15 protein-coding genes are annotated in these 17,530 nt (G+C 60.9%); 7 read left to right on the top strand and 8 right to left on the bottom strand.

The window, feature by feature from the left end; translation table 11 throughout:
• Nucleotides 1-16 precede the first annotated feature (16 nt).
• The 5 genes from ACSFA3_RS21850 to ACSFA3_RS21830 form a co-directional block, all read right to left on the bottom strand.
• Nucleotides 17-2,497 (bottom strand): fibronectin type III domain-containing protein, encoded by a 2,481-nt coding sequence (locus ACSFA3_RS21850; protein WP_435507601.1) that lies wholly within the window; start codon nucleotides 2,495-2,497, stop codon nucleotides 17-19.
• 82 nt (nucleotides 2,498-2,579) lie between these two features.
• Nucleotides 2,580-3,542 carry an SCO family protein gene (locus tag ACSFA3_RS21845; protein WP_435507600.1) on the bottom strand — a complete coding sequence of 321 codons (963 nt, stop codon included), beginning with the start codon at nucleotides 3,540-3,542 and terminating at the stop codon, nucleotides 2,580-2,582.
• Nucleotides 3,543-3,565: 23 nt separating this feature from the next.
• Nucleotides 3,566-4,060: a hypothetical protein gene (locus ACSFA3_RS21840; RefSeq protein WP_435507599.1), complete on the bottom strand. Its 495-nt coding sequence runs from the start codon at nucleotides 4,058-4,060 to the stop codon at nucleotides 3,566-3,568.
• 36 nt (nucleotides 4,061-4,096) lie between these two features.
• Entirely contained in the window at nucleotides 4,097-6,292 is a 2,196-nt protein-coding gene (locus ACSFA3_RS21835; RefSeq protein WP_435507598.1) for a multicopper oxidase family protein, read from the bottom strand.
• 638 nt (nucleotides 6,293-6,930) lie between these two features.
• Nucleotides 6,931-7,104 (bottom strand): hypothetical protein, encoded by a 174-nt coding sequence (locus ACSFA3_RS21830; protein ID WP_435507597.1) that lies wholly within the window; start codon nucleotides 7,102-7,104, stop codon nucleotides 6,931-6,933.
• A gap of 119 nt (nucleotides 7,105-7,223) precedes the next feature.
• On the opposite strand from ACSFA3_RS21830, the gene ACSFA3_RS21825 reads away from it, so the two are divergent.
• From ACSFA3_RS21825 to ACSFA3_RS21815, 3 genes are read left to right on the top strand one after another with little or no spacing between them, the layout of a single operon-like run.
• The gene (locus tag ACSFA3_RS21825) at nucleotides 7,224-7,601 is read left to right on the top strand and encodes a COG4315 family predicted lipoprotein (protein WP_435507596.1); all 378 of its coding nucleotides are present in this window, start codon (nucleotides 7,224-7,226) and stop codon (nucleotides 7,599-7,601) included.
• A gap of 35 nt (nucleotides 7,602-7,636) precedes the next feature.
• A complete protein-coding gene (locus tag ACSFA3_RS21820) occupies nucleotides 7,637-8,161 on the top strand; it encodes a sigma-70 family RNA polymerase sigma factor (protein ID WP_435507595.1) in 525 nt (174 codons plus the stop codon).
• A gap of 1 nt (nucleotide 8,162) precedes the next feature.
• The gene (locus tag ACSFA3_RS21815; RefSeq protein ID WP_435507594.1) at nucleotides 8,163-8,999 is read left to right on the top strand and encodes an anti-sigma factor family protein; all 837 of its coding nucleotides are present in this window, start codon (nucleotides 8,163-8,165) and stop codon (nucleotides 8,997-8,999) included.
• 256 nt (nucleotides 9,000-9,255) lie between these two features.
• Here ACSFA3_RS21815 and ACSFA3_RS21810 read toward each other — a convergent pair whose 3' ends face one another.
• Both ACSFA3_RS21810 and ACSFA3_RS21805 read right to left on the bottom strand, forming a co-directional pair.
• Nucleotides 9,256-9,567 (bottom strand): H-NS histone family protein, encoded by a 312-nt coding sequence (locus ACSFA3_RS21810; RefSeq protein ID WP_435507593.1) that lies wholly within the window; start codon nucleotides 9,565-9,567, stop codon nucleotides 9,256-9,258.
• A gap of 264 nt (nucleotides 9,568-9,831) precedes the next feature.
• Nucleotides 9,832-10,143, bottom strand: a complete 312-nt coding sequence (locus ACSFA3_RS21805; protein WP_435507592.1) for an H-NS histone family protein — start codon at nucleotides 10,141-10,143, stop codon at nucleotides 9,832-9,834.
• Nucleotides 10,144-10,466: 323 nt separating this feature from the next.
• On the opposite strand from ACSFA3_RS21805, the gene ACSFA3_RS21800 reads away from it, so the two are divergent.
• Both ACSFA3_RS21800 and ACSFA3_RS21795 read left to right on the top strand, forming a co-directional pair.
• Nucleotides 10,467-11,024, top strand: coding sequence for a nucleoside 2-deoxyribosyltransferase (locus ACSFA3_RS21800; RefSeq protein ID WP_435507591.1), 558 nt, complete (start codon nucleotides 10,467-10,469; stop codon nucleotides 11,022-11,024).
• Between the two features lie 468 nt (nucleotides 11,025-11,492).
• Complete coding sequence (locus ACSFA3_RS21795) at nucleotides 11,493-12,779, top strand: MFS transporter (protein ID WP_435507590.1); 1,287 nt, start codon at nucleotides 11,493-11,495, stop codon at nucleotides 12,777-12,779.
• 50 nt (nucleotides 12,780-12,829) lie between these two features.
• Here the strand turns inward: ACSFA3_RS21795 and ACSFA3_RS21790 are convergent, their stop codons facing one another.
• Nucleotides 12,830-14,536: a bifunctional protein-serine/threonine kinase/phosphatase gene (locus tag ACSFA3_RS21790; RefSeq protein WP_435507619.1), complete on the bottom strand. Its 1,707-nt coding sequence runs from the start codon at nucleotides 14,534-14,536 to the stop codon at nucleotides 12,830-12,832.
• A 65-nt stretch (nucleotides 14,537-14,601) separates the two neighbouring features.
• On the opposite strand from ACSFA3_RS21790, the gene nirB reads away from it, so the two are divergent.
• Complete coding sequence (nirB, locus tag ACSFA3_RS21785; RefSeq protein WP_435507589.1) at nucleotides 14,602-17,055, top strand: nitrite reductase large subunit NirB; 2,454 nt, start codon at nucleotides 14,602-14,604, stop codon at nucleotides 17,053-17,055.
• A 43-nt stretch (nucleotides 17,056-17,098) separates the two neighbouring features.
• Nucleotides 17,099-17,524: a nitrite reductase small subunit NirD gene (gene nirD / locus ACSFA3_RS21780; protein WP_435507588.1), complete on the top strand. Its 426-nt coding sequence runs from the start codon at nucleotides 17,099-17,101 to the stop codon at nucleotides 17,522-17,524.
• Nucleotides 17,525-17,530 lie beyond the last annotated feature (6 nt).

The raw sequence follows: 17,530 nt of genomic DNA, 5'->3' as shown, positions 1-17,530 counted from the left end.
GCACGACGCCCGCAATTCAACGTGCAGTGATGGAAAGGGTAGCTGCATTGTTGTCGGGCCTCGAGTCACTGCCTTCGAAGCTAACCGCTCCGGTGTTCGACGCTGCTCCGAGTGCCGAGACACGTGCAGTCACGCTAATGGTCAAGCTCTGTCCCGCAGCCAATGAGGCGAGGGTGCAGGTCGCTGTTCCAGACGTGCCAAGCGCCGCACCTCCACACGTCGCGCCGGAGGTCGACACGATCTGCTGAAACAGCAGCGAAGGTGGCAGCACGTCGGTAAAAATGACTTTGTTCGCAGTCTGCTTGCCGCTGTTCTTGACTTGCCACGTGAAGACCACGTTGCTGTTGAGCGCCGGACTGCTGGAGCTTACCGATCCGCCTAGCTGCAGGTCGGTGGTGGTACCGGCTGCCGGTGGCGGCGGTGCTAGGCTTGTTGTCACACTCGCGCTGTTGTCGGACACGCTGGTCTCGCTCAAAGCCACGCCGGCCGCGTTCTTGGGCACGACGTTAGCCGTATTCGTCACCGCCGCCGACACGTTGCCCAACGTCAGGATCGCCGTGGTGCTCGCCCCGGCAGCCATAGCGCCCAAATTGCAGGCGATGACGCTGTTAAGCACTGGAGCACACACACCCTGCGCGACTGTCATGGTCGAGCCGGAAAAACCCGAAACCGGCAGTTGCTCGTTAAGCAGAACCTGCGGCACAGTGGTGTTGCCGGTATTGGTCACCGTCAGGGTGTACGTCACTGACGCGCCACTGAACACCTGCTGCGGCGCCGCCATCGCCAAGGCGATATTGGTTGCGGAGACCGGCGCGACAGGCGTCACCGCATTAGATGATGCTGACTCCGGACCATCGCCCTTGGCATTGCTGGCATGCACGGTGAAGGTATAGCTGGCGCTATTCACTAAGCCCGCGACCGTGAGGCCCGTGGCCGTAGCGTCAGCCCGCACTTGGGTAGGCATCCCGTTGTTCGAATAGGAGATCGTGTACGAGGTGATCGGACTGCCGCCATTAAAACTCGGCGGTGACCAGGCCACCAGTGCAGACGCATCGCCCGCCAGGGCCGACACCGCTGTGGGCGCACCCGGCGCTGTCGCCGCGATTGGCGTCACGAGGTTGCTCGGTGCCGAAACGCTCCCCGTGCCTACGGCATTGGTGGCATCGACCGTGAAGGTGTAGCTGCCGCCGTTGACTAAGCCCGCGACGGTCAGGCTGTTTGGCACTGCCGCGCCCACGGACGTCGACTGGTCGGGCACGCTGCCGCCGGCGGTGTGGACGGTGTAGAAGATGGTCGGTGACGTGCCGGGTGTGCCGGGCGTCCACGACACTGTGGCGGCGGCGTCGCCGCCTGTGGCGATTACCTGGCTGGGCGCACCCGGTGCAGCGCTCTGCACCGCATCGTTCACACGCACAATCTTGCCCTGCAGGGTGCCCGATCCATTGGTCGGATCGTCGCCGGCGAACACCACCGGATTCGACGGATTGATGGTGTCCACCGTCAGCCCCGTTGGAAACGTGACCCCCGTGCCCCAGCCGGGAGTGACCACCAAGCCGGCCACCTGCACCTTCGTGATCGAGACCACGTCGCCGATGTAGAGTGTGGTGCCGCTGACCGAAGGGTATGGCTGGTCGCTAGCGATCGCCTGCGGTGCCGCCAGCACACCACCAGCGAGGATTGCTGTGCCCCGGCATGCCCGGTTGCCGTTGTTGGGTGTGACGCACTGGTCCGCGTTGCCGATCTGGAAAGCTGAGCCGCCGTCGATGCCGAAAAGGTCATGGCCCACCCAGGTCAACGCGACGGTGCGCCGCCCGTCTGGTGTTGCGCCGATGGTCTGGAAACTTGAACACGGCACGTTCGAGCTGCCCGGGTTAACGATGCGTGTGATGTTGCCGCTCTTCTGCACACCCACGTACAGGTTCCCGTCCGGGCCAAGCGCTATTGACGTCGTCCGGTTGCCAGGCAGGCCGCAGCCATTGCCGGCGGCACCGATCTGCTCCTGGAGACTCAGGTCGACCAAGCCGTGGCCGCCATCGCCTTGGGGATTGAAGCGCATCTTCACCACGCCCAGTCCCTTGGCGCCGCCATCGGCAAAGTAAATGGTATTTGTTAGGGGATCGAATACGGTCGGCCCCTGAGGCACGGCATTGGGCAGGCACGTTGCAGGATTGACGTCGTGCGTAGTTGCAGGAGCGTCGATGTCGGCATCGATGCGACAGAACCCGCGCAGGTGGTCGGCGAGCCAGAGGTGCCGATAGGGTAGGTTGGTGGCTGGATTAATACCGGCGCCCTTGAGGATCACGCCGTTGGGTGGCACCGTCAGCCCGGTCGGCACCCATACGTTGCTGGTCGCTGCCGAGGCACCAAACACCGCACCCAGGCATAACAGACCAATCAGCGCCCCTTCCTGCCAGCGTGAGCCCAGAGCAAATCGGAAGCGAAGGAAGCAGGTCAAGGCTACTTGAAGGCGCTTCGACTCGGTAATGCGATGGAACATGGAACTCTCCTGGCTTTGACTTTGGAAAGGAATCAAATGGTCGGTCGCAGCGGCCGCAATCCTCGCGGGTACTGGTGCGGTATTAGTGCTTGTGATGGGTGTGGCCCGCGCTGCCCGCTGAGCCCGATGACGAAACTTCGCTTTGCTCGACGATGTAGCGCAGCAGCACATCAACATCCTCGTCGCCCAGGCGCAGGTTAGGCATGCGGACGCCGTTGTACTTGCTGAACAAGCCCACCGCGATCGGGTCGCCCGAAGCGAGCACCTTGTCCGGCTCTTTGAGGTAGCGCATCAGCCAGGCAAGATCGCGGCGGTGGTTCACATGCGCCAAGTCAGGGCCGATGCGATCGCCCTTGCCAATGGTGTGACACGATGCGCAGCGACTCTCGAACGTAAATTGCGCGCGTCCCATGTCGGACGGTCGTGCGTTGGCATAGCTCGCGGTATTCAGGTCGTCTTTCCAACCGAAGAAATTGCTCATCGTCGCAGCCAAGAAACGCGGGTTGTCGACCGCAGAGTTACGCATCCATTGGCCGGTAGCGTCGTTGCCCAGCATGAGGCTGCTGGCGTGCCCATCTTTGCTAATCGCATCTGTGTTTCGGGCAAGTCCGAGCTTGCGCGTCAGCACATTGATATCTTTCTTGTCACCAGTCAGGAAATACCAGCCTGGCCCAACGCCGAATTTTTGCGCATAGCGCTTTAGCACCTGGGGCCGGTCGACTTCAGGGTCTATGCTGATAGATATGAACGACACGTCTTTCCCGACCCGGTTGCCAAGCAGGGACTGAACTTCCGCCAGCCGCGCGGTCTCTAGTGGACATTCATCTTTACAACTCGTGTAAATAACGTTAATCGCCACCGATTTGCCTTTGACGAGGTCCTCGTAAAAGCGCACCTTCACGCCTTCCTGCGTCGTCAGCGTGAAGTCCGGGAATGACCCGCCAACCGCCGGCCCTGCCGCTATGACAATCGATGGCGCGAGCGACCCAGCCATGGAGAGGATTCGGGCAATGCCCGAGCTGAAGATCAGCGACAGCAGCTTCATTTTTTACTCAAGGGCGATCGTTTTCAGGACGTGGATAGCACGTCGGCCGGCAAAGCGATGATCTTTGTCGACAGCGCTAATCCCGAAAACGGGTTGAAGGACACGCTAATCACCGCCTTCGCCGAGAGCGCCTGATTGGGATTGGAGTTTGGTGCATAAGGAAAGACCGCTTCCACCTCATCGAACGCCAGCAATGGTCGACGGACAATGGTTCGTGCTTCGCTGACGAAGCGTTTGCCCGTCGCTCGGCCCAGTCCTTTGACACTGTCGAAATCGATCGTTAGCTCCAGCATCGTGGGCCCGTGAAAATCAGAGTCATCGATGATGCGCGACGAAATCGTCACCTGCCCGGTGAACCCGACGTTCTCCACGCCAGAGCTCAGGACCGAGTTGACCGGACTTGCCAGGATGGGTCCGCGAATGACGGCTGAGCCCAGCATCGGCAATGCGAGCAACGTGATTAACAGCGCAATCGGGGCGACTGGCTTTTTCGCAGTCTTGGAGATCTGGAGCGGCATCATAATGAACTCCCAGTTGGAATCGAGCGAAGGTTTTTAAGCGTTACGCAGGGTCTCGGTCGGCGCCAGGAATTCCACTCCGGTCGGCTTGGGGATTGGCGTCGGCAGCGGGGTCAGCACCGAGGTGCCGCTCGCGTTCACGTCCCAGCGCAGCAGCATCGCGTTGTCTTCGTGAACGGTGTTGTGGCAGTGCTCCATGAACATGCCGCCCCAGTCGCGGAACTGCAGAGTGATCGTGATGCTGCCGCCGGGACGCAAGCGATAGACATCTTTGCGGCCTCGCTCCCACAGCGGCACGTTGCTCGCCATGCCATCGCGCGCAAGGACCTGGCCTTCTTCAAAGTGAATGTGGATGGGGTGGTCCCAACCGCCGCCGCCGTTAACCAACGTCCATACCTCGCGCGTTCCCGCTTTCGGCGCGGCCGATACACGCCCAAAGTCCGCGGCCAGGGTGTCGCCGCCATCGAGCTTGACGCCCCACGGTCCCAAGGCCGACGAGATCGGATCGCGTGTCGTCTGTTTGGCGCCGCGATTAAATTCGAAAGTACGTTCTCGTGCGATCGGAATCTTGCTTAGGTCGGGATTGGGAATCAGCACCATGCCGCCTGGTTGGCTGAAATCGCGGCTCTTGTCGACCGCCCGTGTCGTGCCCCGTACGCGAAACTCCAAAAACCGGCCGACGCAAGGATCGGCCGACTTGCCTGACAACGCTTCGGAAAGCGCCAGATTCTTAGCCACTAGCTTGCCATCCTGATGCTCAGCAAGATTAACCAGATGAACTTTGGTGCCGTCGCTGTAATCAGAAAAGTCGATGACGATGTCATAGCGTTCGGCGATGCCCATCTCGTCCAGTTCGGACAACTGAACGGCGCGCGGCAACAGGTTGCCGTCGTTGCCGATCTGGATCATCGGCGCACCGTTGCTCAGGGCCAGTTTGAAGAAACGCGACACCGACGCATTCAGAATCCGAAAGCGGTATTTTCTACGCTCGACATAGAAATACGGCTTGTACGTAAGATTAACCATCATCAGGTCACCCAAGAATCCGTCGAAATTGAAAATGTCGAAGGCCAGTTGGCCATCCGCGCTAAACGCTTTCTCGTTCAACATGAGATTGACGTCGTATTCTAAATTTCCCCAATCTTTGGCCGTGCCACTTGGCAATCGCAGGTTCACTCCGTCATTGATGGCCTCGTTGCCACGATCGAGTGAACTGTAAAGATTGAACATGGCCGCAATGCCTTTGTAGACATTTTGCGAAGTGAAACTGAACATGTGATCGTGAAACCAATGCGTACTCATGGTTTCATGCCAATCGCCCGGAAGCTTGGTGATTCCACCGTTGCCGTCGGGTGCACCGCAACGCGGATCGGTCGCAGTGGTATTGATGGTCTTAAGTCCGGCGTGCACGATCGGCCAGTGATAGTCGTAAAACTGACCAGGGAAGAAATAGGCGCCCGCGAAACCGTCGTTTTCGGCACCATGATGGCCATTGTGCTCGTGCGTTGTTATTGTGTTGCGACCGAAACCAGAATTCGAGGATACTTTAGGCGGCAGGTCGTTGTGATGCCTGAAGAGAATCGGCTCGCCGTAACGGCCCAAAAGCAATTTGGGAGGTGCATTACCGCTAAAGGTCCAGAGCGACTGTTCACTTTGAACAGCCATTTTCGGATGAAAGCAAGGTTTGACCGATGTCTTGGGATCAATACCGCAATTGAAGAATGAGTCCACGCCGGGACGATAATCGTCACAGTTGCGCGCACCCCGTTGCCATTGTTCGACCGCGATACGGGGAGCAAACTTGTCCCAACCTTGGTGTGCCCACAGGGCGCCAGGTGGCCGACCTTCCATCGGACCATCGACTGCGATGCCGTCCGGACCCACCACCTTCGTCTTGGTAACATTTGCAAGTTGCTGAGGCGTCGGGCTGAGCGAGGTGATGTCCTGACGTTCCATCAAATCGCAGCGGGGCATGGGAGCGCTAAAGTCAGCAGCACCAAATTTTGGGCTCGCGGGTACACCGGTTGGGATTGCGGCATGGGCAACGCCTACAAATGGATTCAAGCCGTTCTTGGCAGCGAGCGCGCCGCTCACGCTAAATATTCCCCATTTAAAAAGCTCCCGCCTGGATACCTGTCCGTGTGAAAGGGCTTTTATGATCTCCTGTCTATTTTGACGTGATCGTTCTGCCAGTCGAATTTGTTGCTGAGATGCATTGCGCGACAAATACATCTTATAACTCCAAAGAAATGGAAGTTTTCGACACTAGCTTGCTGCCAAAGCAAAAAGCCGAAAGTAAAACTTTTTTCGTAGGAGAAAGATTACCCGCTTTTCGAATGTATAATTTGTATAAAAAATATTGCGTTTCCTTTGTTACATTAAGTTTACAAAGTCTACTATGTCACATATTTTGAATTGTCCTATTACAAAAGATATACGCGCAGTATCAACGGCCTATGCAAATAGACATACCCCTTTGTTAATTCCCTTCGATAAATTGACGTCTGGCACTAAAAAAATTGGGGGTACAAGAAGTAGTTCATGCGATCGATACCGAAATTGCGCCCGTCACTGCCAGTAGATCTGCGACCGACCCTTTTTATCAGTCGCAGGTCGAACAAGCTATGGCCAATGTGTTCACGCCGATGCCAGTCTGAGCCATCCCGCCAAAGTTCAACTGCGCCACCCAGCAAAACGGAAAATCAACTACAGCTGCGGTCATCGAGGCGATATGCCTGGCTCACCTGATACGGCACATGGTCGCGAAGTGCCTCAACTTGGCATCGGCGCCAACAGGCAACGGCCTTGGCCGTGGTCAGGCTATCGTCTGTGACCATGATCATGCGCAGGCCCGAACCCTTCCGGCCGGTCTACGATTTTATGGTGGTGGCCTTGATGGGATCTGAAACCGCCACCAGACCTTCTGGCTGGCCATTGACCGCGAAGCCGATGACGCTGGCGCCTTGCGTGCGCATTGCCTCGGCCTGTAACTTCAAATCGTCGACCAGCACGTGCAGGTGCTTCATCAGCGCGGTGTTGCCCAAGGCGCAAACGCACAGACGGAACCGGTCCAAGCCGCAAATTAGTTGGAAGTCATTGGAATAGACAGCCACCGCCGTGCGTCTATGCAGTGTCTTCTCCACTCTGCCCCCAAAGGACCTTCATGAACAATCACCTCGTCTCAACTCTCGTTCTCGCCATCGCTGCCGCGTCGGCCGGCCTTGCCCAGGCTGCCGCTCCCATGAAGACGGCTGGCGGCATGCTGGTCAACACCAGTGGCATGACGCTCTACACCTTCGACAACGACACGGCGGGCAGCGGCAAGAGCGCCTGCAATGGCCCGTGCGCCGGACTGTGGCCACCGGTGATGGCAGAAGCGGACGCGAAGCCCGAAGGCGACATGACCATCGTCACGCGCGACGACGGCACCAAGCAGTGGGCCTACAAGGGTAAGCCGGTCTACCTCTATAAGTCCGACATGAAGACCGGCGACATGACCGGCGACAACTTCAAGAACGTTTGGCACGTCATCAAGCCCTGATCGACCTGGTCTGTACGAGGACGAACTTCCAACCCATGCGCGCACAGGACGAAGCCGCGATCGTCGCCTGCATTCCTGGCCTGCGCCGTTACGCGCGCGGACTGGTGTCGGACGCCACGCGCGCCGACGACCTGGTGCAAGACACGCTGGAGCGGGCGTGGAGCCGGTTTTCGCTCTGGCAGAGACGCGGCGACATCCGGGCGTGGATGTTCGGCATCATGCACAACCATTTCATCGACGGCGTACGCGTTAGGGGCAGCCGGCCCGAGGACAGCGCAGGAGACGACCTGCCCGAAATCCCGCAACGCGCCAGCCAGTCCGACGGCACCGAACTCCGCGACCTGGACCGCGTCCTGCAGCGGCTGCCGGTGGAGCAACGCGATGTGCTGCTGCTCATCGCAGTTGAAGAAATGAGCTACGCGGAAGCCGCCACTGCGCTCGGCGTGCCCATCGGCACGGTAATGTCCCGCCTGGCGCGCGGCCGCGAAAAGCTGCGGCAGGAACTGCAAGGCCGCGCGCTGCCGGCCCAGGCCGTCGCACCCCTGCGCAGGATCAAGTGACATGGACTCACCCCCACTCAGACCCAATTCCACCAACGGCAGCAAGCCGGTGACCGAAGCCGATCTGCATGCTTACGCGGACCACCTTCTGGGCCTGGCCCGGCATGTCGAAATCGATGCTTTCCTGGACGCACATCTGGTCGAGCGCGATCGCGTTGACGATTGGCGTGCCCAAAACCTGGCGCTCAAGCAGCTGCTCGACCCGGTCATGTCCGAGCCCTTGCCATTGCGCCTGCCCCTGAAGCCGGCGCCGGGGGAGGGCTTGCAGGAATGGCCATGGCGCTCCCTGGCAGCCGGCGTGGCGATCGCGGTCGTCAGCACCGGGTCGGCCTGGTGGGGGCGTGGCGCCTACGACGGGCAACTGCAGCGCAGTGCCACGCTGGCCGCGGCACGGGCGGGCACGCTCAGTGGCTTCGCCCACCGTGCGGCCGTGGCCCACGTGGTCTACAGCCCGGACGTACGCCGGCCGGTGGAGGTCGGCGCCGACCAGAAGCAGGCGCTCGTCGCTTGGCTGACCAAACGCATGGGCATCGAAGTGAAGCCGCCCGATCTGCGCGCCCTGGGCTACGGGCTCATCGGCGGGCGGCTGCTGCCGGGCGACAAGGGGCCGGTGGCGCAGTTCATGTTCGGCGGCGCCAAGGGAGAGCGCCTGACGCTGTACGTCACCTGCGAAGATGTCGGACGCGAGACGGCCTTCAAGTTCGGCCATGACGGTCCGGTAAACGTCTTCTATTGGTTGGACAAAGACTTCGGCTATGCCATCTCGTCAGGCGAAAGCAGGCCCGAAATGCTGCGGGTCGCCGAGGCGGTGTACAGCCAGCTCAAAGCGCGCAAGTAGACAGATCTCGCGATTGGCGTGCTGTCGGCACGCATCTGCAGTGCGTGCGTCCTTGTGCATCGCCTGCATGTTGGCGGCGATGCCAATTTGAGGCACTTCGCGGCCATGTGCCGACTATCAGTTGAGCCAGGCATATCGCCTCAACGGCCGCAGCTGTTGTTGATTTTCCGTTCAGCCGGATGGCGCAGTCGAACTTCGGCGCGGTGGCTCAGATTGGCATCGGCGCCAACAACTGATGCTGCGTTTAAAAGCGCCTTCAGCTGACTAAAAGGTTTTCGGCCAAGGTGCCGGCCCTTAATGCTTCAGCCAGCCAAACCGGTCTCGTGCCACATCCGGTCCAAGTGTTGCCGGTTCTCTGATCGACATACTTAGGGACCATCACGGTTTTCGGTCTACCTGGGCTCCCGTTGCGCGTGGAGCCGAAGAGCATCGCTTCAGTAAGCTGGTAGCGCTCGATCAGCGAATTTAGCTCGACGATGACAGTGGGAAGCTCAAATTGCCGCACCCTCTTGGCCTCTGCCTCCAATCGGGCAATTTCAGTTTTCAGTTCAGGATAGGTTCTGTTCATCAATGAGGGGGCGTGCCCGCTACTTGCAAGCCCTGAGTCTAATTAACGATCCTCAAACTTCGCCGTGTACCGCATACATCACATGTCCCTCAAGGTTTTTTTCTTGCACGCTGCCACCACGTGCCGAGCGGCGCCATCCGTTGCCTTAAGATTATTCCGATTAACTTAGGCCAAAAAAAATCTGATGGCACAGTTGCGTTCAAGAACTGCATTCGCCGCTTTTGTGCAACGCGTTCCAAGGCGGTCCAACTGACTTGGACGTCATCAGCTGACCAGCAGATTCTCGGCCAAGGTGCCGGCACTTAGCGCTTCGGATAGCCAGGCTGGTGTCGGCCCGCGTCCGGTCCAGGTGTCACCGGTTACTTGATCTACATACTTGGGGACCATTACGGTCTTCGGCTTCCCTTGGGTGCCACTGCGCGAAGTACCAAAAATCATTGCCTCAGTAAGCTGGTAGTGCTCGATCAGCAGATTCAATTCAGCGATGACGGCAGGAAGTTCGAATCGCCGCACTCTCTCGGCTTCTGCCTCCAAGCGGGCAATCTCAGTTTTTAGTTCAGGGTAGCTTTGAGTCATCAAGATGCATGTTTGCCTGTTTCAAACGATTCATAGGTGGAGTCAATGAATTTCTTGAAGTTCCAAAGGCGATCGCGAGCCGACAGTTGAAAATCACGGCCAAGATTGACGCAATAATGTTACGAGCTACGCACAAATTAATTATGCGCCGTCTTCCTAAGCACACCTTACGTCGGCAGATCGAGGAATAGCTTATCTATTTAACAACAGACCTTTGCAATGCAATGCAATCCAAGCAGACCAATCTAAGTTGTTTTGCCAATAATTAACGCTACAATAAGTTCTTTGATTGTGTTTCAAATCGATCGGCAAGGATGGCGGACATGAAGGTCTATTTGGCTGGCTTCGACGTTTTCAAGCCCGATGCGGCGAGTGTGTTTGCATCGCTTTGTTCCGAGGCAGTTCGACTTCAGCTGATACCTCTCACGCCTATCGATGGCGATTTGCCACCGGATGCGAAAGGTATGCAACTGGCAAGACATATTTTCACCTCGAACGTGGCGAAGCTGTCGGAGGCCGACGGCGTGATTGCCAACCTGGCACCCTTTCGAGGCCAGGAACCGGATTCAGGTACGGTGTTTGAAGTGGGATTTGCCATCGCCAGAGGCATTCCAATCATCGGGTATGGGGTACCGGCAGGCTCGTATGCCGACCGTTTGCATGCAGCCATGCCATGCACACGATGTGAGGCGGGGTTGTTGCGCGAGCGGCATTCAGGATGGCTGGTGGAAGATTTTGGACTGCCGCTCAATCTTATGCTGGCTTGCTCGATCAAGTTTCGCGCGACGGCGGCTGAAGCGCTGCAGCAACTGGCCGAGCAAAGGTGCTTGAATGCAAAGAGACTTCATGAGACGCCGAAGCACAACCACTTTAAAGGTTGAGGCTCTCAACTCCGCTCGCTTGAACAACCCATTTAAGGAATTCGTAAAACTGAAGTGGCTCAGTTGGGTCCATCGAACTCTCGTGTGGCATCACCAGTTTCAGCGTCATACATCTCTAGTGCGAAACGGCATGTATCGTAAGAGCGCATATCCGTGGCCGAAATATTGCGTTTCCAAACTCCTGTTTCATTGCGCATTAACAACAGCATCTTTAAATTCGGTAGGTCGTATTGCTACCTAACAAAAGTGCGGGGCGAGTTCGGCTGAATTAGGCACGGAGCTTGCGGGGGGGCATTGCACGGTGTCAAGACGCACCGTCTTGGTGATTTCACTGCGGTTCTGCGGATTCCGGTGGCCTCGGCCTCGTGGCACCTCATTGCCCGCGACGCGGCTGGAATCCTCCTTTAACCCGCCGACGACCCGAGTCTGCCAAGGCCCATGTCGAGGCATGCTTGCTTCGAAACTGCCATGACGACCTTCAAGTCCTTCCTACGGTCGGGTCACTCGCCCACCCTTTTCGCCGCTTTCTTCTACTTCGCGTTCTCGTGTTGTATATGGGTGCTTAACGGCGCCATGGCGCCGTTTATAAGCGAGACTTTTAACCTTACGCCGGCCCAGAAGGGCCTGATGCTTTCAGTACCCATCATCGCGGGGGCGCTGATGCGCTTTCCGCTAGGCATCCTGTCGCAGTACATCGGCCGCAAGAACGCCACACTGGTGGAGATGGGCCTGATCGCGGTGGCGATGCTGTTTGGCTTCTTCTTTGTTAGAAGCTTCAACGACCTGCTGGCCATGGGCGTGCTGCTGGGCATTGCCGGCGCCAGCTTTGGCGTCGCGCTGTCACTCGGCGCAGGCTCGTTCCCGCCGCAGCACAAAGGCTTGGCGATGGGCTTGGTGGGTGCGGGAAACATCGGCACTGCGGTGTCGGTGCTGGTCGCGCCACCGCTGGCGTTGTGGCTGGGCTGGCAAGCTGTCTACGGCGTCGCCGCCGTCGCCATCCTCATTCCAATGGTAGTGATGATCGTCTTCGCGCAGGAGCCGCCGGACGTCGACAGTCACGCCAGCTTCCGCGAGCACGTGGCCTGCCTGTTTGAGAAGGACGGCTGGGTTTTCAGCTTGATCTATGGTGTGACCTTTGGCGGCTTCATTGGCTTCATCACCTTTCTGCCTTCCTACTATTACGACCAGTTTGGCGTGAGCAAGGTGCAGGCGGGTCAGCTCACGATGCTGGCGGCGTTCATGGGCGCGGCTGTTCGGGTCCTGGGCGGCTGGATATCCGACCGCTGGGGCGGCGTCAATACGCTGACGGTGGTGCTGGTTGTCGTGGCTGTCGGTCTGGTGTTGGTGGGCATCAGTTCGACATCGCTGGTTCTCACCACGCTGCTGCTAATCGTGTGCTTCGCCGCGCTGGGCGCGGGCAACGGCGCCCTGTTCCAGTTGGTGCCGTTGCGCTGGCCGCTCAGCACGGCCGTGGCCGGCTCAATGATCGGCGAAATCGGCGCCCTTGGCGGCGGCCTGGTCCCCAACGCCATGGGATTGTCCAAACAATATCTGGGCAGCTACGTCTGGGGCTTCGTGTTCTTCGGCGCGCTGTCACTGGTCATGCTGGCCGTGATGCGGGTCATGCAGATCCGCTGGACGCGCACCTGGGCAGAAAAGGGCGGGCGCGCCCGCGTGCCGCCGGGCGCCGCGTCGGCCGCGCCCGTTACCGGTCTCAAAAAGGCGCCTACGGCACGTCGCCCAGTGCGTTCCTGATCATGACCCGGGGCGCTCGCTCGCCACTGCGACCGTCGGTCAAGGCAACCTTAGCGTGGAAGGAACAACAGCCAGGTCAGCAACACGGCATTGAACAGCAACGAGACCGCCAAGCCAATGCGCAGCAGCAGCACGCGGTCTCGATGAATCAACGGGATCGCACCCGGCGCGGCGACCGAACGGGAAGCGCCGCGCTCCAATGCGAGCAGCAGTTCCTCGGCAGTTTCAAAACGCTCGCGCTGGTCGCGGGCGACGGCGCGGCGCACCAGATGGTCGAGCCACAGCGGCACATCCGGACGGATGCGCGAGAGCGCGGCCGGGTCGCGACGGTAGCGTCCGGTCTGGTAGGGCTCGATCTCGCCGTACGGCAGCCGCCCGGCCAGCCACTGGTAGAGCGTGACGCCAAGCGCAAACAGGTCGCTGCCGGCATCGGCGGCGCCGCCCTCCCATTGCTCGGGATTGATGTAGCTGGGTGTGCCGGCGTGCAGGGCGCGCGTGGCCGGGTCCTCGCGGCCCGACAGCGCCACACCCAGGTCGAGCACGCGCCAGCGGCCGTCGTCATCCCTGTGCAGATTGCCGGGCTTGATGTCGCGATGTACCACACCGTGCCGGTGCAGTCGGCCAAGCGCGCGCGCCCACTGGACGGCGGCCTCTACCACCTCGGCGACGGGCGCCGGGCCGTCGGCCTGGCGCTGTTCCAGCGTACGGCCAGAATGCCATTCGAACACGGTGTAGAGGGCGCTGGCGCGCAGATCGCGCGGATGCACTCGCACAAAACCTTCATCGCCGCGCGCGCTGACACGCAGGCCGAGCCAAGCTTCGTGCGCCAGCATGGCGCGCTCCTGCGCGTCGCTGGCACGCGAGGGGTGCAGGGTCTTGAGCGCCACCAGCGTGCGCGTGGTGGTCTCGCGCGCCTGGTAGATCAGGTGCACGCCGGTGTCGGCCACGCGCGCCGTGACGGTGTAGCCGTCGATGACGTCGCCGATCTTCAGCAGTGGCAGCGCGCTCAACCGGCGGGCGTCGACCTGCTCATCGTTCAGCGAGCGGGTGTCCAGTCCGATAACGCGCAGTACCAGTGCGGTGGCGTTGTCGCGCGTGCCGGCCGCGAGCGCCGCCTGCACCAGCGCCTCGCTCGCTGTCTCGACGGCGCCGGCCAGGGCCAACTCGCCGATGCGCGCGTCATTGAGCACGCCGTGGACGCCGTCCGTGGTCAACACGAAGCAGTCGCCCACACGCACGTCGCCCTGCGCGTAGTCGACGCGGACCTGATCGTCCAGTCCGACCGCGCGCGTGAGCTGCGACTTCATGTCGCGATGGTCGATGGCGTGGTCCTGCGTCAGGCGCGAGACCTCCGCGCCGCCGGCGCGGACGTGCCAGCAACGCGTGTCGCCGACGTGGGCGAGTGTGTAGCGGTGGCCCTCCAGCGCCAGCGCAGTCAGGGTGGTCAGCCCGGTGCGAGCATCCTGACGGCGCGCATTGTGGCTGGCCAGCCAATTGTTCTGGGCACCGATCACGCGGTCGAGCGCCACCGTCGACTCCCAAGTGTCGGGTGTGGCGAAGTAGTCCGCTAGCAGACCCATGACAGTGGTCTGCGCCGCCTCCAAGCCGCCACCTCCGGTCGACACGCCGTCAGCGATGGCGGCGATCAGGCCACGCGCTTCCTCACCCGTGGGTGCCCGCACGGCGCCGGCGAAATCTTCGTTCAGGTCACGCGGTCCACGGTGGCTGCTGTAGCCGATTTCGACATCGAAGCTCATGGCGCGATTGTTGTCCATGCGCCGGGCATCGCAATTGCTTCCAACCCCCAAAAGGATCATCTTCGATGAAACGACTCAAACTGGTGCTAGTAGGCAATGGCATGGCGGGCGTGCGCACCATCGAGGAGCTGCTCAAGCTCGCGCCCGACATGTATGACATCACGGTGTTCGGCGCCGAGCCACACCCGAACTACAACCGCATTCTGCTGTCCCCCGTGCTCGCGGGCGAGCAGACGATCGACGAGATCGTGCTGAACTGCTGGGAGTGGTACAGCGACAACGGCATCACCCTGCACGCCGGCAAGAAAGTCACCGAAATCGACCGCATCCAGCGCCGCGTGCGCGCGGTCGGCGCCAATGGCGAGGTCGTGGAGACAACCTACGACCGGCTACTGCTGTGCACTGGGTCCAACCCGTTTATTCTGCCGGTACCGGGCAAAGACCTGAAGGGCGTGATCGGCTATCGCGACATTGCCGACACCGATTACATGATCGAGACCGCTAAGACGCACAAGCACGCGGTGGTCATCGGCGGCGGCCTTCTCGGCCTGGAAGCCGCCAACGGCCTGATGTTGCGCGGCATGAGCGTGACGGTGGTGCACAACAGCACCAGCCTGATGGATCGCCAGCTCGATGCCGCCGCCAGTGGCCTGCTGCGCCAGTCGCTGGAGGCGCGCGGGCTGAGGTTCCGCCTGGCCGCGCAGACGCAGGAGCTGGTCGCCGACAGCGCCGGCCGCGTCAAGGCCGTGCGCTTCACGGAAGGCGCGGAAGTGTTGGCCGACCTGGTGGTGATGGCTGTGGGCATCCGCCCGAACACGGCGCTTGCCGAATCGATGCGCCTGCACTGCAACCGCGGCATCGTCGTCAACGACACCATGCAGACGGTGACCGACCCGCGTGTTTATTCGGTAGGCGAATGCGCGGCACATCGCGGGATTGCTTATGGTCTGGTGGCGCCGCTTTTCGAGCAGGCCAAGGTGGCAGCTAACCACCTGGCGCAGTGGGGCATCGGGCGCTACCAGGGGTCGCTGACCTCGACCAAGCTCAAGGTCACGGGCATCGACTTGTTCAGCGCTGGCGACTTTCAGGGCGGCGAGGGCACCGAGGAGATTGTCATGAGCGATCCCTTTGGCGGCGTCTACAAGAAGCTGGTGCTCAAGGACGACAAGCTCATCGGCGCCTGCCTCTACGGCGACACTTCAGACGGCAGCTGGTACTTCAAGCTGCTGCGCGAAGGCCGCAGCGTGGTCGACATCCGCGAGAGGCTGATGTTCGGCGAATCCAACATCGGCGACACCGGCCACGAGGGCCACAGCAAGGCGGCTTCCATGCCCGATGAGGCCGAGGTCTGCGGCTGCAATGGCGTCAGCAAGGGCACTATCTGCAAGGCGATTCGCGAAAAGGGCCTATTCACGCTCGACGAGGTGAAGAAGCACACCAAGGCCAGCGCCTCCTGCGGCTCGTGCACCGGCTTGGTTGAGCAAATCCTGATGTTCACGGCCGGCGGCGACTACTCGGCCGCGCCGGGCAAGAAAGCGATGTGCGGCTGCACCGACGCCAGCCACCAGGACGTGCGCGAGGCCATCCGCAATCAGAAGTACCTCACCCACGCACAGGTCTATGCCGGTCTCGGCTGGCGTACTCCCGATGGCTGCGCGAGTTGCCGCCCGGCAGTCAACTACTATCTGATCAGCACTTGGCCGAAGGAAGCCAAGGACGACCCGCAGAGCCGTTTCGTCAACGAGCGCAGCCACGCCAATATCCAGAAAGACGGAACTTACTCGGTCATTCCGCGCATGTGGGGCGGTCACACCACGCCCGATGAACTGCGCCGCATCGCCGACGCGGCTGACAAGTACAAGATCCCCACGGTGAAGGTCACGGGCGGTCAGCGCATCGACCTCCTGGGCGTGAAGAAGGAGGACCTGCAGGCCGTATGGAGGGACATCGGCATGCCCAGCGGCCTGGCATACGCCAAGTCGCTGCGCACGGTGAAGACCTGCGTGGGCAGCGAGTGGTGCCGCTTCGGCACGCAGGACTCCACGCAGATGGGCAAAGACATCGAGCATGCGTTGTGGGCGATGTACTCGCCGCACAAGGTCAAGATCGCCGTCAGTGGCTGCCCGCGCAACTGCGCGGAAGCGGGCATCAAAGATGTCGGCGTGATTGGCGTCGACTCGGGCTGGGAGATCTACGTCGGTGGCAACGGCGGCATCAAGACCGAGGTAGCGCACTTCCTGGTCAAACTGAAAACTGCTGCAGAGGTGATGGAGTACACCGGCGCTTTCCTGGAGCTGTATCGCACCGAGGCCTGGTACCTGGAGCGCACGGTGCACTACATCGGCCGCGTCGGGGTGGACCATGTCAAGAAGCGCATCCTGGACGATCCTGAGGGGCGCCGGGCGCTGTGGGAGCGGCTGCAGTTCGCGCTCGATGGCGAGCCGGACCCGTGGTTCGAGTCGGTACAGGCGTCGGTCGACGTGCGGCAGTTTGTGCCAGTGGCCAAGGTGACGGCTTGACTTCCTGCAAGAACAACCACAACCACGAGAAGAAAGAGATTCCATGACCGACTGGACCACGATCTGTCGCTTGGACGATATACCCGTGCAGGGTTCGCGCCGCGTGATGCGGCCGGCGGGCTTGGCGGTGGCGGTGTTCCGCACCGCGACGGACGATGTGTTTGCTTTGCTCGACCGCTGCCCGCACAAGGGTGGGCCGTTGTCGCAGGGCATCGTCTTCGGCGCCAGCGTGGCATGCCCGCTGCACAACTGGACCATAGCGCTAGAGGACGGCTGCGCCCGCGCGCCCGACGAAGGCTGCGTGCCGCGCTTCGCATGCCAAGTGGAGGCAGGGAGGGTGCAGCTGGACGCGCTCGAGCTGGCGACGCACGCACTTGACCTGGCCGCGCCGCGCGCTGGCCCCGGCGCGGCCACGGCCGGCGCGCTGGGCGACGAGAGCTTTGGCGTGCAGACGCCGCACGGGGGCTGAAGTGTC

Origin of the sequence: Variovorax glucosi (assembly GCF_051216695.1) — a bacterium.
Classification (GTDB): Bacteria; Pseudomonadota; Gammaproteobacteria; order Burkholderiales; family Burkholderiaceae_C; genus Variovorax.
The sequence above is the reverse complement of the archived record's forward strand: the minus strand, read 5'-3'. Positions and strand labels throughout refer to the sequence as shown.